This is a genomic window from Paenibacillus sp. sgz302114 (assembly GCF_056120345.1).
In genome coordinates, this window is sequence record NZ_JBVYOI010000013.1 from 95,549 (window position 1) to 118,228 (window position 22,680).

Here is a 22,680-nt window from a genome sequence, read left to right on the forward strand (position 1 = left end):
TAACATCGTGAAGGAGTGGCGACCATTGGCAACCATTACAATCGATTCGATTCAAGAGGCTCTTTTTCATACCGATGATCTAGTCGTGCGCGAGTTGAATATAGGCGAAACCAAAGCCGTGCTTATCTATTTGGATACGATGTGCGAGGCCGCCAAAATAGAACTCAGCCTGTTCAAGCAGCTGCAGCGCGAAAAGATGGACGGAGATGTCTCTCCGCGTCTGGAAGAAATGCTTACCTCAGCCAAAGTAGATCGTTGTTCCTCCATTCAAAAGGCTGTCGACGATCTCATTCAAGGCCGTGCCCTGATCTGCGAGGCAGAAGCGAATCGCTGCTACAGCTTTGATGTCAGCAAGCAATACAGGCGCTCTCCCGTAGAGCCTGAGAATGAACGCTCCTTGGCCGGCAATCGGGATGGTTTCGTGGAGCATCTGCAGAGCAATTTGAATTTGATTCGCAAGCATCTGTCCACCGGAGAGCTAAGCGTGCGTTATTTTATGCTTGGTAAGAAGGCGAATCGGCGGGTTGCTTTGGTATGGCTCGATGGAACCGCCGACAGAAGCATGGTCGATGAAGCCGCTAAACGCCTTTCCGCTTTGTCGACCACGCACGACTTGCATCCTGGTCTTCTTGGCAAGCTGTTGCGAGAGAACAAATTCTCCATCTTTCCGCAAATCTTCAGTACGGAAAGGGTCGATTTCGCTTCAGCCCTGTTGGCTCGCGGAAGGATCGGCGTGCTTTGCGATCAGAGCAGTTCCTGCCTTATTATCCCTGTTTCTATCTATACCTTCATGCTGACGGTGGACGACCTTATCCAAGGCACGTGGTCATCACTGCTCATGCGAATAGTCAGGGTTGTGGGATTGCTGTTCGGCCTCGTTCTGCCCGGCCTTTACATCTCGATTGTCGGCTTTAATTATGAAGTCCTGCCGTTCAAAATGGCGTTTAGTATCAAAAGTTCCCTTGAGAGCGTTCCCTACCCTCCGATCTTTGAAACGATGCTGATGATTTTCATATTCCAGCTCATTGCCGAAGCCACGCTGCGTTTGCCCTCAGCGCTCGCCCAAATGACGGGTATCGTCGGCGGTATCATTATCAGCGAGTCGCTCGTTCAAATCGGGTTCGTGTCCAATATTCTAATCGTGGTTATCGCGCTGACGACCATCAGTAAATTTACCATTCCGTCTATGGAGCTCCGATCGGCCACGACGATTGCGCAGTTTGTCCTTATTTTCGGAGCAACGGTCCTAGGCTTTTATGGTATCGCGTTCGCGTTTATCGGCATCCTGATCCATGCCCTTGCCTTGGAACCTTTCGGCGTTCCTTACTGTCTGCCGGTTAGGAGCATCCAACGATGAAACCTGCGACTCTCCCGATCGGTCCCATTCAACTATTCTGCTTGCTGTTCCAAGCCCAGTTCGGCCTAGGTGTCCTATCCCTTCCGCATGCGGTCGATGCTGATGCCGGACAGGACGGTTGGATTGCCTGCCTATTCTGCGGTTTATTTAATTTGGTTCTATTGCTTGTTATTTGGAAGCTTAGCGAGCAGGAGAAGAGCATGACCGTATTCCAGATGCTGCGGCGGCGGCTTGGCCCCTGGTTAGGTGGATTAATCAATTTGGCCATTGCCGCATATTCCATAATCGTAAGCTATGAAACCCTTGCGAATTGGGTCTTCATCTCCAATCTTTGGGCGTACGAGAATACGCCCGCTTGGATACTGTCACTGCTGCTCGTCGGCGGATGCGCCTTTCTCGTTTCGAATCCGGTCCGTGTTTTCGCCCGCTTCGCCGTATTCACCATGGCGTTCGTCCCACTGTTCATCGCGCTAATCTGCTACACGCTCAAGGATGCAAATCTAGATTTCATATTGCCGGTTTTTTCAATGGGCCTATCAAAAATCAGCCTCGGGGCTTGGAGTGGGATGATGTCCTATGCCGGTATCGGCATTCTGATGGTGCTGTCCCCGCATATTCAGATGCCATCCAAATCCGTCCTGCGCATTGCCATTCTCGCCAATATCGCGATCACCATCGTCTATATGCTCTGCGCGTTCTCGACGACGGTCATCTTCAGTACCGAGATGATCGGCTTCATCCGCGAACCGCTTTTGTTTCAGTTCAAAACCGTCTCTTTCAAGATCATGGAGCGAACGGATCTTATGGTGCAGACCATTTGGATTCTGTTTATCATGACTTCCTTATCCACCTATCTGCTGCTGTTCATGTCCGCGGTGACTGCGCTGGCCAATGCCCGGAAAGGAGTTCGACTTCCGGCACTGCTTGTGATTGCCCTTGTCTTAATTGGGGTTGGAGCTTGGAAGCTGACCGTCTCGCAGTTAACGAAACTGCAGGACGTCATCGCTCTTTACGTGCCGGCAGCGGCGATCGGGATTACTTTGATGATGCTCATGATGGTTTATCTGCACAAATGGCTATCAGGCAAGAAAGGGGCTCGAGCATGAAGCCGCAGGCAAGAAGAAGCTTCCTGTTGATCCTCCTCTTACCTTGGTTAACCGGCTGTTGGGACAGCCGTGAATTGAAGGAAATCCGAATCGAACAAGCCGAAGCCTTTGACTTGCTCGATAACGGCAACATTCGCTTCACGATAACCATTCCAACCATTAAGTCCGCCGAGCAATCCAAGTCCTCCATCGTCTCGCCAAGCATTTCTGCGGATGGCAGAACCGTCAATGAAGCCTACCTGGAAATGAAGAAGACGGTTTCGCAGGAGTTGGACTTCGGCAAAGCTCGCATCATTCTAATCAATAAGCGATTCGCAAGGAAAGGCTTCTATCCTGCGCTGGAATCGTACTACCGGGAAGCCCGCAGCCCGATCAATGTCAAGATGGCTATCGTAAACGATTCCTCAGGGCTAATCTTGAAGATGAAAGTCGCGGATCGCTTAATGGTCAGCGATTACCTCTACGAGCTGCTTCAGAGCAGCGAAGAGAACGGCTTGATTCCGAAAGTTTCGCCATACATCATTTCTTCTTTGTTCATCAATCGCGGTACCGACGCCGCGCTCCCGATCATTAATCCGCTGGGAAAAGACCGGGTAAAACTAGAGGGACTCGCGCTCATGCACGGGAAGCGAATGACCGGAGAGTTGGACGACAAAGCATCCGCGAATTTCGTCATGCTGTCCAAATTCAATCCCGAGTACTTCACCGTCACGGAATATAGCGATACGCTTAACGCCAATGTTTCCCTGTTTATGTCCCGAAATAAGCGGGACATAACCGTCACGACCGATAAGGGTACGGCCAAGGCTGTCATCAGCGCCGATTTCACTTGCAATCTGGTTGAAATCCCCAAAATGGTTCACACGGATGAGGAGATGCTGAAGAAGGTTGCATCGGAATTGGAAAAGCTGTTGAATGAAAGGGCGAAGGAAGTCATCCAGCAACTTCAGCAAGCGAATTGCGATGCCCTGGGCATCGGACTTCACATCAAAGCGCATCATAACCGCTATTGGAAATCCATCTCGTGGGACAACGTCTATCCCGAGATCGATATCGAACCCCGCATCAAAGTCAGCATCGATAAGAGCGGGATCATGGAGTAGGCAGTGGACTCAGTGTAATTTGGGCAAGCAAATAAAGAAATAATATAAAAGGAGCTCCTACTGGAGCTCCTTTTATTGCAATATGGATTATCGCACTCGATATTCCTCAAAGAACCTTGGAAGTATCGTAGTCGACGCACCCGGCAGTTCAGGCAGCACATAGTGCCCTTCCTTCACAGTAGCCGGCTCCTCGAAGATATGACGGATCCATGGGATATACTCCAGCATGATCGCCGATGTTCCACTGCTGATTCACATCAAACATGAAGATCACATCGTCACCGATCGCCTTCCTTACTGCTTTGCACCGGTCGTAATCTTCACGCGGGTCTGCCTTGCCTACCTTGATTTTGACCCCGGTAAAGCCCGATTCTACGATCTCCGTTACATCCTTCAGCAGTCGTTCCTTCGACGAATTCAACCAGCCGCCATTCGTGTTGATATCTATTAACTGTAGATATAATAAGACGGCAGAGCCGCTAGTAGGATCTGCCGTTCTTGAATTTCGGCCGCCCGCTAGCCTGCTGCAGAAGATGCACAAGACCCTATCATAAAAACATTATCCTATATATCAATCGCGTCGATTATGCACCTGTTCCATCTCTTACTCCTGAAAAATACGCATTATTAGAAATAAAAAACTCTCCGATGAGAGTTCTCTAGGGATATTCTATATTCATCTAAAAATAATCCATATATCAAGGTTTTCTTAAATATCAGGACCGACTTAGCTATGCCAAAATAATAATATAATTGTGGGTTATAAGGTCAAATGAGATAAAATTGAACTTATAAAGGCTATTTCTATATCATAGCTCTCCCCATAACTATAATCTAATCCGATATTTTCCGTCGTTTTCGATACTAATTCATCAGACAAACCGGTTAACTAATATAATTTTGGATCTTGGTTTAGATGATTTGGCATGTAACGCCAGGTAGTAGCAGCTTTGCGATCGGGGGTTCTCAAGTATGGGAGTATTGCCAGATATATGAGAATACTTGGAGATATGCTTGAGCTAAGTCTGGTATACAATGTTGCCCCAAGATGCCACTATCGACAAATCTTTATTCACGATACTTTCTAACCACTTCCTCAATGTTCGTAAGTAATGCAAGCTCATTAAAATCTATTTCCTCATGGAGTTCTAAGTCTAAATCTGTAATTCTTTGAGCAGTTTTAGAATTAAGATGTTCGAACCAGGCTGATAATAAACTTAAGAACAGCGATTCGAATTTCTTAGAATCCAAATCAATTTTCTCCAAATAACTTTGTATGTTAATAACGGGAAATTGTTTCAACTTTATGGATGAATACTCTTCTTTCCGAAGAGTATGTATCTTACCTTCGGCGTCAATCCCTAAAAAAACACCCGATGTTAGATCGATCATAGCGGATTTCAATGAATCCCTAGTTAGTAACAGACTTGGTTTTTTAATTCTTACTAACGTAACATCGAAATTATATATAATCAGTGTCTCAAGAGAGTTATTTTTTAATTCTTCAATCTGCTTTTCCAATTCAATTATTGTAGTCTCTACTTTTTCAAAATCAGAAAATAAAAGAACTTTATTGTAATCAGGCTTTATTTCCATTTCCTCTAACCAACCAGTAGCATAATGTACCATTTTCAAGTCTTTAGCTAAGTAATAATATTTTTCATTATTGCTCAAATGTAATGTAATAAAAAATTCAAGCTTTTGTTTTGAGTCTGCAATATTATACAAACTGGGAGCTACAATTTCTTGAATTTTTTCATCCCAAAGCTTTTGAAATTGTCTATCTTTTTCTAAATATTCTTGTCGACGTAGCTCTTCCTCCCTCTCACGTCTCTGTCTTTCATTCGCCTTCCTTTCCCTTGCTATTTCTGGATGTTTTTCATCAAACGTTAACTGATCAATTACACCCTCAATAAATTTTCTGAATATTTCCGGACCCATTTTGTTATGCCGAGCGTCGTACGTTGAAGATACTCTGTTATATTTAGAGCCTTTAGCAAATATAACAAATCCTCCCTTAATTTGTAGTTCAATAAGTCTACCCTGTGCGCCGCTCTCCTCACTATATCTGACATAGTTTCCAGAATCCGTTTCTATCATTTGTACATTAAATAATTCAGGTTCAGTTTCTACTCCATCAGGTATATCAATTTCTTCAGTCTCTATATAGAAATAATTCCATTCAAACGAAGCTTTAAAAGTGTTAAGGGTTAACCGTTTAGGCTTTAGTTTAACTGTCCAACCTACATCTAATTCAATAAAGCCTTCTTCGTTTGAAATTGAGCACGCCCTTAAATCCATACCTCCACCACTTGGGTAAAACATGTGATTCAAATTAGAGTGACATATCAAATTTAAGATATGGTAAATATCATCAACATTAGTCCACGAGATAGTCTCGGGTAACGTATAGGGAATAATCTCTCTGAGATAAAATTCCCATTCAAGAACATTACGTTCATTATAAGCACTAATAATCTTAAACCACTTAAGAAGTGTATCATTAAACTCATCAGCATTAGGTCTTTCCTTAGGATTATTAGATGTGCCCTTTTCAAGAAGCTTATGCAAGGTAACAGTAAACCACCTATTTCCATTCTCATTAGAATTTATCCTTTTATCTAAATCGAACATCTCAATCTTATGCGAGTATTGACCATCAAAACCATCCTTAACTCCGGTCAATAATATCCATAATGTTTTAGATAATGAATACACGTCCGCAGGCTTCCCATCAGAGTTAACAGCATCTCTCTTCATCTCAGGTGCTATTGTGTTTTTCGGTCCAACTGATTCTCCTTTTTCCGTAAGGTCATTCTTCTCAGGATAATCAACAAGTCCAAAATCACCGAATGCCCAAGAATCCATATAAAAATATATGTTACTTGGTTTAATATCTCTATGCACAATATCTCTATCATGAAGCTCAGACAAAATTTCACTGAGCTCAGAAACACATGAAATAATGTTATTTACATTACTAAGCTTTTCGGTGCAATTATACAAAGGTGTAGCTATCGGCATTACATACCACGGTCTATCAAGTTTGTTTGGGTTGTCAGGAAGATATGTATCCAATATTGGAATAATACCTTTTAATATGTCCTGGTTCTCCCTAACTACATGAACTTCGTCTTTAAATCGAGCATACTTCTTATCAAAATACTTAGTAGTAACCACAAGTAGCTTCATGGCAAAAACATTACCTTTTAAATCGACAACTTTAAATACATCAGCATTTCCCCCTGAACCTAAATGACCAACGATAGTATAATTTGCTATTTTCTTTCCAATCATCTCTTTAATATGTTTTATCATTTTAACTACCTCTCTGTTGATAACTCTTAGAAATTACTCTTAATTTATTATTTAAAATTTATAATAATGTTACAGATTTAAGGGCAGTTTTGAAATCAATCGTACCTGACAGCAACAGATGATGAACTTCTAATATCTCCTCAGATGTAGGAATACCTGAGACAATTATTTTAGAGTCATATCCTAATTGCACAAATAGTGAGTTTAACTTATCAAGAATATGCTCTCTAAGAATTGCTTTGGCCGCGCCTATTTTTAATCTTTGATAAACTTGAAAAAATTCTGTCTTATTATTTTGTGAGCGCATATCCCAACCATACCTTCGAGTTATTTTTTGAATGTGGATGTCGGAATTCATACGATATAAAGTAAAATCAAATGATGATTTATTGGAGAATGAATGCATATCTTGATTCCAGAAATCTGGTACTGGGGTACTGTATCTCTCTAGACCCTTTAACATTTTTTTGTACCTAAACTTACTATCCAAAGCTGGCGGAAAATCGACCTTCCAGATGTGACGCTTATGTATCACATTTATTTTTTTTTCGTGGTAAATCCGATCGGCAAATGGAACCACTTGAATATAAAACGAGGATATCCTAAATAAACGTTGAGATGTTACTGATTCAAGATAATATTGATTCTCCTCATTATTGTCTAACAGTAACTCAAAATAACTTACTCCCTCTGCAACCAAATGGTTTGCAACAGTTTCTACTGCTTCACATACAGTTCTTGTAAAATCATACTGACTGTATCTTCCTAAAGAATTAAGCATGATTTTTATTTTGGAATAATTTTTTTGTTCTCCTTCAAAATGAACATTAAATTCAGGATGATAACTACTTTTACCACCAAGGGGCAATATACCTAATTGAAGATCTTCTTTGAACAAATGAAGTTGGAGGCCATTTTCACGGTTTAAATAAAGACTCTGAAATTTTTTTAAAGTTTTACGAATAACTTTATTATTGCTCAAGGCTGCTCATCCTTTTGTGATTGAGTGTTTTCCCGATAAAACTCAACTTCCCTAACAAGCATTCTATCTATTTCTTCAAAATTCCTATTAATACTTTCTAGTCGTGATTTTGGAGTACCCTTATACTTAATAAAATAGTAGTAAATAAAAATTCCAATACCATCTCTAAATCCACTAAACCTAAGAACATCATCTTTGCTTATTAAACGGATCAATGGACTTGAATGATTAACTAGTGTCACAGCTGTAATTCTATTATCGAAAAAGATCTCTTTACTTTCTAATTTATCTACTAATGATGCGATGACTCGCTGCCACGATAATCGCAAGGTGCTGCGGTGGGCTATTTCAAATTGCATTTCACTTATATTAATTGCTGTTTCTATTAAATCTATTGTGTGATTGAGATCGTGATTCTTTAAGTATTCATCCCAGGTTTTTATAACTTCTTTCCACCAAGAAGGGTCTAGATGATACTCACCAACAATCTTTATGTAACCGCTTATTTCTAATAAATCGAGTAGGGGCGCAAATGCTATTTTCATTTGTGTGACTCTCGAAACACTCTGACCGGTGTTTAGCTTTAATTTCTCGAATGCAGAAAGACAACCGAAGAAATATTCTCCATAAACTGCTTTAAACTCTTCAAGTTTAGAATTATACAAATAATTTAGGAGCTCTTGACCACAAATATTAAGGAATTGTCCACCGAAATCTGGAATTTCATCAGATCGAGAATAAAAATTATGATAATTAGCTAGGTAAGCCATCTGCTTTACTGCTGCTTCCTTTCGTTTCTCCTTTCTATGTTTTAAATCTTCAATGTTAATACTAGGCCAATGCAGACCATCTATCTTCTTATGAAGATTAATTTCCGCCCATCTTGCCTCAATATGTACAAGATGATAATCGACTTTATTCCAAAACTCCCATTCACGACTAAGAATTGTAGAGCTTAATTGAATTTGATTTAATGAATCTGTATGTTGAATCCAACTCTCAAACAGATTCGAGCATTTCACAAATAAAGTTTCTATATCCTCCTTAAACTTCTCTGCATAAACCTGCCGAATTAATTCCGAAACATACCAGACTGGACTAATACTTCTCCCTTCGATTTCACACTCATACTCTAGACTCGCTTGTAACCATTCAAGCCTTTCCATAATAAATGAGGGAAAACCTTGATTATAGATCCCAACTTTACTAGTCCACTTAATTTTGGAAACTCTTCTCTCAATATTCATTGTGAAATGTTCATCCAAATAAGTTATGTATTTCAAAAATGAATCGATAAGCATGTAAACTACAGTATCTATTATTGCAATGTTATCAATTGCCTCTTCTTCTGCAGCTCCCACTTCTAACTTGGGTATCTCTTGATGGATAATCCTCATTACATTTTCAATCTGAACTATGCTACGAGTAAAATCTCCTTCATGGGAAATCGTATTGATGTAATTATTAATATAACTAAATAAACTCATTTCACCATCAGTTTGAGCATTTAGTATCGTTTCTCTTATACAATTCCCAACTAGTTGAACCACTTTTTTTTCAATCCAATATCTGTCAACCTCAGTTAATGGTTGTAAAGTTGTACTCGTATTTAGGGCAATTGTCACTTCATGGTCCGCACTTCTATACCATTGTTTATGTTTATATTTGCGCAAATACCAAGCACTTTTTGTTGGGATACTTTTTTTCCTTTTTTCATAGCCAGTAATAAAAATAATAAGCTTTTGAATAAGTTGTATATATGGTTTTCCAGATAAATGTTGTTCCTTTGAAGTAATTGCTGCTAAAGTCTGAAGCAACTCCAAGTTAAATTTCACTTGTCTGGCTGCATGCTCTTGGAATGATTTATCAGACCATTGATAACCACCTGCACAGACTCTCTTAATGGTATTATTTGTTTCGTAAAGTACAGTTATCGCGAGACTAGAAGGATCAAATAGATAAAAAGTACGTTGACCAAGTTTTATAAAACCTATAATACCCACACCCGTAAGAACGCAAATAATTGGAACTGCCAAATGAATTTTGGGGTACCCTAACACCCTTAAGGTAATAAAACAAAAACTTATAAAAGTAGTAAATACTAAAAAACGCATATAAACATATCCAATTTTCTCTTTCGCCAAGAGGTTCCTGATCTCATTTGGAACTTTTGAGTATATGGTATTCCCAACTGCACTTATCCCAGCATAATATAAACCAATAAAAACACCACCAATGGCACTAACAGCACTGAACAATGTACCATACAATCCATCTTCAGGAATCTTAACATGTAGCTTTACATATAGAGGTAGCATTGACTCATCTAAAAACTGTAAGGCGATAGCTACAGTTAATGCAAGAAGTAGCTGAGATATAGAAAGTTTAAATAGACTCATCAACGTATTGGTACTATCTCTCTCCTCATGAACCTCGTTAAGAAACTTAAACCGTAATGCCTCAATTTTGAAGATTAGACGTTTAGTAAGGCTTCGAATTGTCCAATATATTTTCCATTGTGAAAGTACAAGAAACCATCGTTTCTGCATATGACGCCTCCATAAAAATCTATTTCCACTAATTCGACAAACTTTTCCAAAGTCCCTGCATTAAGTAACTGCTTCAATATAGGCTGAAGAAGTTGAAAACCAATTAGTCCAACAAAAAAGCAGCCAAATGTGGCTGCTTAATTTCTATATGGGAATGAATTAACTTATAATAATAAATCCAAATAAATCTTTCTCATTTCTTTATAGTTTGTATAAAGATCTTTCTGGTCAGTATATTTATAGGAATGGGCTTCGTGTGAGAAGAATTCAAAATTTAACAGCCTAACTGCATCATTATCAGAAGTATGTGTTTTAACTAACTTAAGAAATAAGAATCTTTTTTCATCATTACTCATATAGGTTGTTAATATTGAATAATAAAACTCTTTCTTCTCTTTAGCCCCCCCTTTTTCAAGGATGTACTGTAGTATTGTTTGTAAAGCACTATAATATTGATCTAAACCATCCAAGTCCATAAAAGCGTTCATTTTATACTCTTCAGTTAGGAACCTATCTCCAATTATCTGAAATACTTCTTTTCCTTTTTTTATAACATTACGTTCTCTTGTTCTTGTTGAGAAATTACCCCTTGGATAATCAAAAGGCTGGTTTTCATCTGGTAGTGATAAAGTACTTCTAATTTCATTCAGATTATTCACAAGATTAAAAAATGTAACCTCAAAATTCTGAATCTCAAAGGTACTTCTTGTTAATTGAAGTTCTTCAACTTGAGAACGATAGGCCTTGTAAATTATAAAGAAACTGGCGATTGTTATTAACGGAGTTACTGTCCCACCAAAAAAATCACCTACTTGCCTCAGGTTGCCAATGAGTGCAATTGATTTGTTACTAGAAGGAAGATAATGTGGATAAAAATAAAATAGTAGTATTAACAAAGGTACTACCAATACTGCAAGCACTACTACAGTATCGAGGTTTCTGTCGTGAAACTTTTTCAGGATTTTCATTACACCCATAATTCTACCTCCAAATGAATTTAATAACTAAATAATTTTAGTACAAAATTCAAACGGAGGATATAGAATAGTTCAATATCACTACTTTGTTTCATCAGAATATATATCCGCTACATTTAACCTGAAATTTCCATGTACAACCGAAACTCGATTCGCACTGATATTGGCAATTATCTCATCATAATAAATCCCTAGGTTCTTTGGTCTTAAACTATCGAAAGAAAAGTATTCATTCTTTGCATTCCTCGAATCTTGTTGACTTAGTTAGCTTATAGGAATTAATGATTCCAATTGGAATACCAAAAACTTCTTACATTTCCTTCAATGTAAAGCTTCGATTCTCTTTTTATCACATATCTAAATTAGTTCAGTTATCCTGTTACTAAGATGTACATGCACTCGTGGTTCCTTTATGCGCCTTCTTTCTTTTGATAAATAAATAGAGCTGCACATCAGTAGAATAGTAGTAATAGTAAAATTGAATGCGAGTCCATCCAAATTGCTTTTTAGATTGAAGGGCCATTTGCTTTTTGTAACCACCAACTTTTTTCCATAACTCTTCAAATTGAGTTACTAAATCGTCAGGTCCTGCTATGCTGGTATGAAAATTATAATCATAAGGGATAACCCCTTGAGCATATAAATATCCTATTAATTCATCAATTTTCACTATTGATATTCCTTGATTGGTAGCGGCTATTTTAGTTCGAGAAGAGCCCCTCTGAATATTTGGCATGATAATCTCAGTTATTAAGGTTGTCTTATTTCCTATCTCACACCATTTTATAGTCTTTTTATCGTAACCATATGTAATAAAACACGTCCTACATAAAGAATGATGGCTATGTGTTGAGACACCTCTCTTCTTATACTTAAATCTGATCATTTCGTCTTTTGTGCCTCTTGCAGAACACCACGGAGTAAGACAGGGCCCAATTTTTACTAATGGCTTATTATCAAGGAGCGATTCTAAGTACTCATTTTTCACAGGTAGATCTGCAATCGATGTTAAACTCATTTTGCTTTCCAGTAAGAACCTAACTAGAAGCCCAATTATTGATATTTTCTTAACAGGTTGCTCTCCTCTTACCAATTTCCTTAAATGTAAAATTTCATGTTTCTTGAGAAAGCTAATTTTGTTTATGCAAAACTCTTTTTCGGAAAATTCACCATAGATCTGGCCAATGTATAGCAGCCTCAGTGCAATGGACTTTTTTAGTTCCAAGTTAAAAACTGAAGGGATCTTCGTACGAGACATTAACTGAGTCCAAATTGCATAGAGTTTTTCTTGATAATCAACTACATCCTCATTTAATTCCTCACCTTCGACATATGCATTAACTTTATAAAGTAGATTTGAACAGTGGTCACATATTGGTTGATTTAGTTTATACCTCATATAGTGCTGTAGTTTATGACAATGTGAACAGTAATTTTGCAGCTTAATTTTATGTACATCACATATCTCAATGTCCTTTACCTGCCAAATTAGCTGGAAGCCTTTCTTCTCAGAAATACACTTCGTACAGAATTTACGTGTATCAGTTTCCAGTAATAAACTTAAACTCATGGATGAGTTATCCATATTCTCAAGTGGATTATCAGTAAATTTTTCTATGATTGGATAATAGGTATGCTTTAACATTTCATGTTCTTCCATGCCAAGGAGCTGACTTAGATATGGCACATCTACTTGCTTATAGGGGAAAATGTCTAGATGAGCGTATCTTCTAATGGGAGTTTGAAAATATTTTCTAATTTTTACCTTTTTTATAATTGTTGTGATTTTTGTCCCGTTCTCATCAGCTACTCGAAATAAATAACTTGTGAGTCCCTCTCCTTCCTCAATCTTGGGTCTGATCTGATATTTTTCAAGCATCATCGTAGTTCCCCTTAGACTATTTTTCATATAGACAGTGATTTCGTTCTAGTCTTATCTCCTCAATCCATTCCACAAGTTCTGGAGCAATTTTCTTCAGGTAACCATATCGTATCTCCATAGCCTTATATAATTTCTGCGAGTACACATGGTCAGAACTATTATTAATATACTCCAATGCCTTCGCCTTCAGCTCCTGCAGCAGCTGCTCCCTCTTCTTTCTCTGCTGTATGTTTTGATACTCCTTCACGCACAGAACACCACTCCGTTTATAAAGCGTAACGACGGAGAGATCTACCGCTGCAGCTACTCTTGGCAGATTAATCAACACTCCCTGTTCAATCATATTCTCACATACAATCTTAATCCTATTTTCCAATTCAACATCCAGTGTATTTGCCTCAGTCCTTACTTTCTCTGTCCGAAACTGCAATAGTGTTCTCATTATTTCTGGATGATATCGATGTAGAAGATACTGCTCATATACACTCCAAATAGGCCAAAAACGTATTTCCGCTAAATCGTTTCCATTATTAATTGCCTCAGAGAATTTTAATAATAGCTCTTTTTCAACTTTACAGTTCCAACAAGGCAAGCCATCTTTAACGATTTGACGTACAGTAAAATAAGCGATAGCTCTCCGAATAGGCTCTTTCTTTATTGAGAAGCATTTCTCTTTTTCTGGCCAAGTCATGTTGCGAATATCATGCTTCATAATTGTTTCGTACGCTGAGATAAAGTTTGTTCTCTCAACCAAACTCCTTTCTCTGTCAAAAGCGTACTCGCAGCAACATTCACTACATACAACATAATAAGTTAATACTTGTCCTTTTTTCTTGGCGTGCTTAGAAGCAGTAGGTAAGAGACTACCTTTTTTCCCAAATGATTTGCACCATGGAGCGAAACATGAGGAGTTTTGAGTCCATGAAACCGAATTATTTTTCATCAGTGAACTTATAAATGCTTCCGGCATGATTAGCTGCTGAAGATCAAACACATTCAAATTGAACTTATAGAGCATATCTAAAACAAAACGTAGACTTAATGCTTTCTTACCTTTAATTGTCCCACGTCCGCATTGTAATAGATGAATTAAAGTACATCCTTCCAAAGCTTTTTCAACAGTTTCCGCCTGATAAATCGACTGTGAACTATTGAGAAGATATAAGAACTTCTGAGCAAGATCTTGCGCATCAAACATTGGCTCACCAGAGTGGATAAGCTGATTCACGTTATTAATTAGGAGTTGTTCTCGAGAATCTGAACCCTCATATATTGGAATTACATCTGATAAATTCAGATTACAATGTGGACAAATATCCATCTTCTGAATTTGATTGTATCTAATGGATTCATAGCAATGACCGCATGTATTTAGAAGTTTTGACTGATGCTTATGACAATGATTGCCCCCTTCAACTTTCCATATCAATGCAAAACCCTGCTTCTCCTTTAAACATTGTGGACAATAGTAGAGGATGTCTCGAAGCATTTCCTTCGCGAATCGGGCTTGTTCACCTTTTGTAATTTGTTTATAAATTCGCAGCATGTTCGTGAAACTGCTTACTCCAATATGATATCTACTAATGCCGGTATAACTAATCAGTTTCTCGATATCAAATACACTCTCTGGATACCAATCTGCTCTATGAAAATCCCCAAAATGAAGCAAATACTTGCTATTACTTCGGAACACATTCATTAACAAATCAACCGAGATTCCATTACTCTCTGCCGTCCTTAATAGGAAGCTAAACAACGACTCACCTTTAATTAGTTTTGTTCTTGATGGTAGAACATCGATATGAATAGCAACTGTCAAAATAACCACCTACCGGGGAATAATAGTATTACTATTATTCCCCGGTAGGTCTGAGTTAATAGCCTTTTGCTAACATTCTCTCAAACTCTTTCTTTGGTAAATCACCATTAATATTTTTATAGGCTTGTTTTAGTACTTCTATTGTCTCCGCCTTAAAAGTAAAATCCTTACCTTCCCCATTAAACAACCCCAGAATACTATACACTTCTTGAATTATTGGGGTTACTACCCCCAGTAACCCGGAGCTCATAGAATGTAAAATTTGAGGTAATTTAGTTGAAGGATCACCAAGTCCAATTACCTTCTCGGGTTTAAGGAACTTTTCCATCTCATCCATGACTTGAAACCATTCTTCATTACATTTTTCAAACCTATTGATGTATAACTTTGGATATCTTCGATAATTCTGAAAATTAATTTTAAGAAGTGATTCTGCTTCAGGAGTTCCTGCTAATACAAGGGTAATATTAGCCTTATTCGCAATTTTCTTTATTGCATTCATAGCAGCTTTATTCGGGACATTAGAGGTTAAAATATAATCCAACTCATCTAAAATTAGGACCTCCACCTTCTGCTCTTTCAACAAATGAAAAGCTTGTCTCTGAGCTTCACCAATTGATATTCTTCGCGGCAGTTCTGGGAAACCTAATGCATAGGAGATTTGCTCGTATAATTCCTTTATTGTAAAGGGATCGGGAAGTTCTAGATATAGAACAGGTATAATGTCAATTTCCTTAGAACCATCTTGGCTGACCTCTGTGTATCCTGGATTATTATCCCTATATTTCAACAACCCTTGTGACTTACCAACACCGGATGGACCAATGACGGACAAATGACGTTGCCCATATTTTGAAGTACCCTGTTTGAACTTGTTCTGTGTACGTATCGAATCTAACACATTCCATATCTGCTGCATCTTTTCATAATTAACGCTTAGATTTGCTACTCTAGATGCAAAAGAATCCACCGACAGATCCTCACTACTCATGCTAGTCCCTCTCTTTCTGAAAATATGGCTTGTGCTCCTAAGAGCAAATCCTCAAGATTATCACTATCCATAGATTTAGGGATTGTACCATTAATAGTTATGTCCACCTTAGCTCCTATCCGTTCAACCATCTTTCTTGTTGTCATTTTTGTTTTGAATGAAGCAGCTATCATATCCTGCAATTCAGCTCTCGCTCTTTTTATTTGCTCAGGATCCAATCTGTTTAGGCGTTTCTGTTTACCTGCATCCTTCAAAATTTCTTTCACTTTGTTCCATGTATATCGATTTAAGCCTTTAATTTCTTCTGACGATGGATATGAAGCTAATACTTCTACATACTCTTTAGATTCAGGCAACTGAATAAAAATATGCGTAAGATCATCGTCATCGTATTTCACTTTGTACTTAGTCTCACGATTGTTAATAAGGTAGTCCAAGTGATCGGCCTTATAATGTATATGATCCTTTGTGATTCCATCTCTGCTGTATGGCTTCTCTTCGGTAGGTAAAAGCTCGATGTGGTAATATTCCTTTAGATGTGGGGCAATCATTGGTGGATTTCCTTGCTCTTCTACTCCATCCTCATACTTGAGAAGTGGAACATTGCAATCTTTGGGCAGTCCTTTGTGGGGTTCATAGTGGTAAACATCAACGAAGTATTTTGCAATAATTTTCTCCAGTTCAACCAGAGTGAGCTTCGCTTCTTGCGCTGGGTCCCTCTCACCTTTATCTTTAATATTTGAACCAGTAGATCCGGGAAGATTGTGAATTAATTTGGTATTAATGGACCCCATTAGCCGCTCTATAACCCCTCCATAATGTGGAGTTCTTCTTGGCCGATAGCGAACTTCGGATTCCAGAGTTTCATTAATCATTCTCTTCACAGCATTACTTGTAAAGTCTGAACCATTATCTAAGTAAATAATGGAGGGGATCCCGAAGATGGCCCAATCGTTCGTCGTGCCGTAACGAATCTTAGCCTCCTTGGGAAATATTCCTTGTTCAATAGCCTTCCTGACCTTATTCGCTGACGGTGCCTCAAAAGATAAATGCATACACCATATCATTCTTGTAAATACATCAATTCCTAATGTAATAACAGGTCTTCCTATCGGAAGTTTGGTCTTCTCATTAATAACGATAATGTCGAGTTCCGTGTGGTCAATTTGTACAATATGAAGAGGATACTGCGCAGCTGTTTCTGAATATCCACGTTCTATGGTACTAAATGCTTCCATACCTTTCTTTCCATCTCTATATATTGCCTTGGTTCTATCGCTTAACTGATCAATCATAGAGCGAATTGTGATTTCCGGAATTTCTTTTAATCCACTCTTCGTGCATTTCGCTTCAATAATTCGGAAAATGGCACTTGGCTTATGTCGTCTAATATTCAAAAAGTCATTCTCAATTGTTTCTTTAATAATTGGATGATACTCTTCAGGGTACTTGGTATAAATGACATCAACCACTACATCTGGATTTCTCGGGCTGCAAATTTCAATTGCAGTTGTATCTTTGCGCTTTATGTAGTCACTATCAGCAGCTTTAACAAAGCACTCGATGGCAACGGGTATACCTTGCTTTTCTCCGTCTCGGTAAGCCTTTAAATATCGCTTAAGTGTCGACTTACCTACTTTTCGCCCGTCTCTTTTGCCTTTCTTTACTACTCTATCAATCAATTCTTCTTGTGAAAGCTTTAGTATATTCTCATTTTTGTACACGTAAAACTTTGCATATTTCTCAGAAAACTCAAGTAAGGCTTTAGTGTCATTTTGCTTGATTCTACTCAGCAGAAGAACTGGTCGTATTAGCTCATACTTCCTAGATACTTCCACCCTCTCAGGTTCCTCTAATTTCTCAAGTAATGACTCATATTTCTTCTCTTCCGTGCGTGCTATCATTGTCCCACCTTTAAAGCTTGGATCAGAAATGAGCTTCTCCAGACTATATCTGTAAGTTTCAGAATCCCCTTCAACCCTCTGAAGGACGACATGTCTCCCATTAATTGAAACAATTTTATTTTTTCTCCCCATGAAATCAATCACTTCATTTAGTTTTAGGTTAATTTTCATTCTTGATCACCAAACGCTGATTGATACAGTAAGCTTAAGCTTCCTTTCTCTTCACGCCTTTTTCTCCGTATAACACTATGTCTTGAAATCAACTTAAACAAATCCGTTTCAACTTCCCCGATTGCTATTAGATGGAATAGAAAAGGCTTGATATCGGCTGGTGAATGAGAAGGATAGAAACTCCCTGATAACTCTTCTATTGATGTAGAGCCACATAGATTTAGTTTAAACAATACATCTTTCCTAATAAGGTCAAACTCTGGCCTTACCCTAAGACTGCCTTGAAGCTTCTCTATATTCCGCAGGACGATCTGCGGCAGTTCTTTGGGGTGAATAACATCATATTTCCACTTTTTATGCTCAGCCAAGAGTTCACAAAATTTATTACATGTCTCAAATTTTTTGCCTAAGTCCCCTGGCGCTTCTTTAATCTGGTATAACAATGGTTCATAACCATTTCTATATACTAGAACATCAGGCACGTGAAGCCAAAACTTCTTCGCTGCTCTCGTCACTTCAATTGGTATCGGAACCTCAACAGGCTGAACATAATAGCGTATGACCTCTGGATCTAACTCCATGAAATAGTAAAATAAACATTCATTCAAGGAATGGTATTCAACATCTCGCTTCATTTTTCTACTTTTAAAACTCCCGATAATATGCGGTTTCTCCCAGCTAGCCTTGTTATCTATTCTACGTTTCGGAGAATAATCTAAATCCTCTTGCAGCCAATCATGATTATCCCAAGTTAAATCTAAACTTGAAGTCATCTTCATTCCTCCTAATCTATCAGTTGACTTTATTAGATAAATAAAGATACATTTTGTATCTATAATAATCCAAAAACACCGATTCTCTTCTTGAATCACACCCCGCATTCGACTTCCCCTTATTTCCTGTCTGATTTCAGACATAGAATAGCAACACTTCGTATCAATGTCAATCATTAATTATTTTATAATAATGTTATTCTTTAATCATTGTGGAGACATATTAACTAGCATATTAACTAGCATATTAACTAGTATATTAATTAGATTATTAGTTATTTGATTAGTGAATATGCAATAACAATTCTGGTATACTCCAAGAGAGATGGAGATAGCTACAACATACATGGAGATAGCTACAACACATATGTAGATCCCTCCCAAACATGTATGGAGAACTCTCCAACAAGCATGTTGTATGGTATGATGAACACCTAGTCTTCCTAAGAGGCTGCAGGATAGCGCCGAATTATTAATCTACTGGCTACCTTGAAAGGTTGTGGTGATGAATGAAATTTGGTACAAGAATCAGAAGTTTAAGAAAAGAAAAAGGTTGGAATCAGCAAGAACTCGCTGAAATATTAAACATTTCTGGGCAAGTAGTTTCAAATTGGGAACGAGCTACCAATGCCCCCGATTTAAAAAGCACTGTACAACTTGCAACTATTTTTGATGTTTCAACAGATTATCTCCTTGGTATTAGTGACATTCGCAAGTCAGAGCAATCCCCGGTCCCAGACAGAATTGATCTTGAAAACATGCTGTTATCCTCAACAGATGTTTATTTGAATGACCTCCTCATTTCAACTGATGATAGGGAAATGTGTCTTGAAATATTTAAAATTGCCACTTCTCGAAAAAGCAAAAAACGATTATCTTTAAATAGGAATGAATCTTAAATTACACCTTCTTGAGTTTTCATCATTTGCTTCTCTAATTTATTTTGACGGCGAGCTTCAATCAGCTTCTGAATACTGGCAAAGTATTTATTAAGCTTGTCATCTGATAATGTGTTTTTAAGTACAATTGTGCACAGCAACCATCTGTTTTTTGAAGCATCAAAGCATCGAATCTGGGTCAAGTTGTTGTTATTATAAATCGTCATCACCTTCCATCCCCCAGACTTCATGGCCTCCTCAAACCATTGTTCGGTTACCGCTTCTGGACAAGAGTAAACTAATGATCTAAACAAAACTCCTCCTGGGGTTACATCAGCAATCCCTAGACTATTCATCTTTAATATTCCTCTTTTCAACTAAAAGTTTAAGGACTTCTATCACCAGTTATATCCGTATAAATATATTTATATACTTATACGGATATTTTATTTTATAGTTAATTACCAGCCCCAAAGCACAAGCCTAAGTTACCGTGGAGAATGCCTTTTCTTTGTTTCATGTTTGGGAATTTCCTAGCTGCGAAGTCATAGAATACCTTCTTAATTTATTTTCCAACATCTCACGGATGCGCTTCTCTTCATAAGATTCCATCAAATAATATCTAGACTGAATGTCAATTAGCCTTCGATACTTTCTTACTTCTTTTAGTGAGTAATACCCTTGTAAGCCATAGTTAATAACTAATTCATCTTGCACCCTACCATGCTTCATCAATGCTTCTCTTCCTAATCTATTGAACACCTTAAGGGCGTCTAAATCTGGATCCGAGCGTTTTATTTGAACAGTCCCAAATTGCTTATACATCTCACAATTCGATATTATATTCGGTGAGTTTAAACAAATCCAACTCCAAAGCTTTGACAAGGATTTATATTCAACCATTTTCTCTTTCCATTGCCAAACTAAATCATTTATTTCTCGATCACTTACCTGAAGTTTAAAATCCTCTACCACTTCCTTCTGAATGGTATATTCAGAATTTGGAGTGAACTTCAACACCTCTCTCACAGATCCCATATCTGGTTCCAGGTAACGTTGCTCCTCAAGAGAAAATCCTTGCCACTTTACCGTTGATACCACTGGCAAAAGGCCACACTCATTCAGAAACTCTTTTAAACCAAGCCCATCGTAATCATACTTTCGAAAATACATGAACTTCCCGACAACAGATTGTTCCGCCCACTCAATCCTTTGACTACCAACTAACTCTTGATAATGCCGAATACTTGCTCTTAATATTTCCAGATGCTTGTCCAAAGTCTGTAACCTTTTGAATTTACCACTTGTAAGGAAATACATCAGATTGCTCATTTAATCAACTCCTCATACAAAGGAATTACCATTTAACTGAAATGTATACAGCAATCATTGTGTTAATGGTGGAAGAGTTATTAACTTTATTACTTTGAACCGAAAAACACAACTAAGATTTGCAAAATTGCGTAAATCTGCCCTTTTAGTGGAACGAGGCCACCGTTTGATTCCACGGCAGCCTCGTGATGGAGATTATGTTCAACTCTCGTGCCCGTTAACGCAGGAGGTGTTTAAAAGCAAAAAAAGCGATGGATGGTTCCATCGCTTTTAAGTCAGCCCCTCTGTTAATTAAGGTTACTCCTCCTGCTTCTGTTCCTTGACTAGTTCGTCTTGATCGCTGCCCCAGATATAGTCGATTCCTGATTCATTCATCTCCTGAGCGTTTCTATTCTTACCTTGATCAACAGTTTGTTTGGAATTTGATTTTTGATTATTGTCCATACGAATTCAGTCCTTTCTCCAAAAGATGGAAGGTCAATCTTTATCGTTTCCAATACCGTAAAGGTTATGTAAAAGTTAGTTATTACGGTGAATCATAAAGCCAGTGCCGTCGTGTTGATTGAGCGATATACGTGCACGTTAGCTTAATCATTTTAGCCCAAATCAATTTTGCCATAGTACCAACTAATATAAGTTTCTGGTCCACAAATTAAAGCTTCCCACTTCTTTTGGTTGATGATTTCTTCAATTTTCTGTTCTTTGGAGAGAAACAAGGTAATAAACGAATCAAATACGCTTAAAAATGCGTAATCCATTTTTTCATTCGTTAGGACAATCTCACTAGGAGCTAACTCACTTACGGCTATCTCAGTTAAATTTTTGATTTGCAATTCACCGTTTCGATCAAAAATCGGATCCGAGTACAATAAATTATTTGCGCTATTAGATCCCAAAATATCAAGAATATCTGATATGAAAAATTCCGAAATGTTATCTTCACGAGGGTAATAAAGGTCACTGGGCAGGTCCCTATTTAGTATATCCGCTAAATCAGGGCGAGCAAATTCCTTCTTTAATGCTGAGATTGAAGTCTTCAAAGCAATAGCAAGTTCTGCATAAGATTTAATCCCTGTATCAGCCATGACTTGGCTCCAAGACTTCGGAATGCTAAGTTTCAGGGACTCCGCTAATTCAGGATATATATGCTCATATTCGCTCTTCCTCTTCTTTGCAGTCCATCCCTCTGGCATTTGAATAAACGGATTCAGTAGTATGGCTGCTTCTGTAAACGGATGAGGCAACTGACGTAAGATCGGTGTTTCGTAATTAAACCATATATAATCCATCAATCTGCCCCCAGGAATACAAAGATAAGCCCTTGGTTTTAATTATATCCATTCAACTATTCTGCCACGTTGATCACTAGGCCAGCTGCCGTCGTGTTGTATTGAGCGATAGTGCCCGTCCCTCAGTTTTAAGGGTTTATCTCACATATGCTCACTCATTCGCAGGATTTCATCACCTTGAAATAGATATGGAGGTGGAGAAAGCTATGGGCGGATGCCGTTAGCCCAGTAACTGGGTATGCGGGAACA

Annotated in this window: 18 protein-coding genes; 4 read left to right on the forward strand and 14 right to left on the reverse strand. The window is 38.2% G+C overall.

Annotated elements, in window-relative coordinates; genetic code table 11:
* The first annotated feature begins 25 nt into the window (after positions 1–25).
* From AC0LWF_RS23455 to AC0LWF_RS23465, 3 genes are read left to right on the forward strand one after another with little or no spacing between them, the layout of a single operon-like run.
* Positions 26–1,357: a spore germination protein gene (locus AC0LWF_RS23455; RefSeq protein WP_474653961.1), complete on the forward strand. Its 1,332-nt coding sequence runs from the start codon at positions 26–28 to the stop codon at positions 1,355–1,357.
* Positions 1,354–2,463: a GerAB/ArcD/ProY family transporter gene (locus AC0LWF_RS23460; protein ID WP_474653962.1), complete on the forward strand. Its 1,110-nt coding sequence runs from the start codon at positions 1,354–1,356 to the stop codon at positions 2,461–2,463. The genes AC0LWF_RS23455 and AC0LWF_RS23460 overlap by 4 nt, the downstream gene beginning before the upstream one ends.
* The gene (locus AC0LWF_RS23465) at positions 2,460–3,566 is read left to right on the forward strand and encodes a Ger(x)C family spore germination protein (protein WP_474653963.1); all 1,107 of its coding nucleotides are present in this window, start codon (positions 2,460–2,462) and stop codon (positions 3,564–3,566) included. Before AC0LWF_RS23460 ends, AC0LWF_RS23465 begins: the two co-directional genes overlap by 4 nt.
* A gap of 148 nt (positions 3,567–3,714) precedes the next feature.
* On the opposite strand, the gene AC0LWF_RS23470 is transcribed toward AC0LWF_RS23465, so the two are convergent.
* The 10 genes from AC0LWF_RS23470 to AC0LWF_RS23515 all read right to left on the reverse strand — a co-directional run bounded on the left by AC0LWF_RS23470 (position 3,715) and on the right by AC0LWF_RS23515 (position 18,932).
* Positions 3,715–3,987: an enolase C-terminal domain-like protein gene (locus AC0LWF_RS23470; protein ID WP_474653964.1), complete on the reverse strand. Its 273-nt coding sequence runs from the start codon at positions 3,985–3,987 to the stop codon at positions 3,715–3,717.
* Positions 3,988–4,634: 647 nt separating this feature from the next.
* A complete protein-coding gene (locus AC0LWF_RS23475; RefSeq protein WP_474653965.1) occupies positions 4,635–6,884 on the reverse strand; it encodes a protein kinase domain-containing protein in 2,250 nt (749 codons plus the stop codon).
* Positions 6,885–6,942: 58 nt separating this feature from the next.
* Positions 6,943–7,866: a hypothetical protein gene (locus tag AC0LWF_RS23480; protein WP_474653966.1), complete on the reverse strand. Its 924-nt coding sequence runs from the start codon at positions 7,864–7,866 to the stop codon at positions 6,943–6,945.
* The gene (locus AC0LWF_RS23485) at positions 7,863–10,415 is read right to left on the reverse strand and encodes a hypothetical protein (protein ID WP_474653967.1); all 2,553 of its coding nucleotides are present in this window, start codon (positions 10,413–10,415) and stop codon (positions 7,863–7,865) included. Before AC0LWF_RS23485 ends, AC0LWF_RS23480 begins: the two co-directional genes overlap by 4 nt.
* Positions 10,416–10,579: 164 nt before the next feature.
* On the reverse strand, positions 10,580–11,392 hold the full coding sequence (locus AC0LWF_RS23490; RefSeq protein ID WP_474653968.1) for a hypothetical protein: 813 nt from the start codon (positions 11,390–11,392) through the stop codon (positions 10,580–10,582).
* A 382-nt stretch (positions 11,393–11,774) separates the two neighbouring features.
* Positions 11,775–13,274: a TniQ family protein gene (locus AC0LWF_RS23495; RefSeq protein WP_474653969.1), complete on the reverse strand. Its 1,500-nt coding sequence runs from the start codon at positions 13,272–13,274 to the stop codon at positions 11,775–11,777.
* A 16-nt stretch (positions 13,275–13,290) separates the two neighbouring features.
* Positions 13,291–15,093 carry a TniQ family protein gene (locus AC0LWF_RS23500; RefSeq protein WP_474653970.1) on the reverse strand — a complete coding sequence of 601 codons (1,803 nt, stop codon included), beginning with the start codon at positions 15,091–15,093 and terminating at the stop codon, positions 13,291–13,293.
* 55 nt (positions 15,094–15,148) lie between these two features.
* Entirely contained in the window at positions 15,149–16,084 is a 936-nt protein-coding gene (locus AC0LWF_RS23505; protein ID WP_474653971.1) for a TniB family NTP-binding protein, read from the reverse strand.
* Positions 16,081–18,159 carry a hypothetical protein gene (locus AC0LWF_RS23510; protein ID WP_474653972.1) on the reverse strand — a complete coding sequence of 693 codons (2,079 nt, stop codon included), beginning with the start codon at positions 18,157–18,159 and terminating at the stop codon, positions 16,081–16,083. The genes AC0LWF_RS23505 and AC0LWF_RS23510 overlap by 4 nt, the downstream gene beginning before the upstream one ends.
* Positions 18,156–18,932, reverse strand: a complete 777-nt coding sequence (locus tag AC0LWF_RS23515; protein WP_474653973.1) for a hypothetical protein — start codon at positions 18,930–18,932, stop codon at positions 18,156–18,158. Before AC0LWF_RS23515 ends, AC0LWF_RS23510 begins: the two co-directional genes overlap by 4 nt.
* A 509-nt stretch (positions 18,933–19,441) precedes the next feature.
* On the opposite strand from AC0LWF_RS23515, the gene AC0LWF_RS23520 reads away from it, so the two are divergent.
* Positions 19,442–19,831, forward strand: coding sequence for a helix-turn-helix domain-containing protein (locus AC0LWF_RS23520; protein ID WP_474653974.1), 390 nt, complete (start codon positions 19,442–19,444; stop codon positions 19,829–19,831).
* Here AC0LWF_RS23520 and AC0LWF_RS23525 read toward each other — a convergent pair.
* From AC0LWF_RS23525 to AC0LWF_RS23540, 4 genes are all read right to left on the reverse strand, one after another.
* Complete coding sequence (locus AC0LWF_RS23525; protein WP_474653975.1) at positions 19,828–20,166, reverse strand: Mu transposase C-terminal domain-containing protein; 339 nt, start codon at positions 20,164–20,166, stop codon at positions 19,828–19,830. The two genes, AC0LWF_RS23520 and AC0LWF_RS23525, sit on opposite strands and share 4 nt — an antisense overlap.
* Before the next feature lie 160 nt (positions 20,167–20,326).
* Entirely contained in the window at positions 20,327–21,142 is an 816-nt protein-coding gene (locus AC0LWF_RS23530) for a hypothetical protein (protein ID WP_474653976.1), read from the reverse strand.
* A 297-nt stretch (positions 21,143–21,439) separates the two neighbouring features.
* A complete protein-coding gene (locus AC0LWF_RS23535) occupies positions 21,440–21,586 on the reverse strand; it encodes a hypothetical protein (protein WP_474653977.1) in 147 nt (48 codons plus the stop codon).
* A 152-nt stretch (positions 21,587–21,738) separates the two neighbouring features.
* The gene (locus tag AC0LWF_RS23540) at positions 21,739–22,431 is read right to left on the reverse strand and encodes a DUF2711 family protein (RefSeq protein WP_474653978.1); all 693 of its coding nucleotides are present in this window, start codon (positions 22,429–22,431) and stop codon (positions 21,739–21,741) included.
* Positions 22,432–22,680 lie beyond the last annotated feature (249 nt).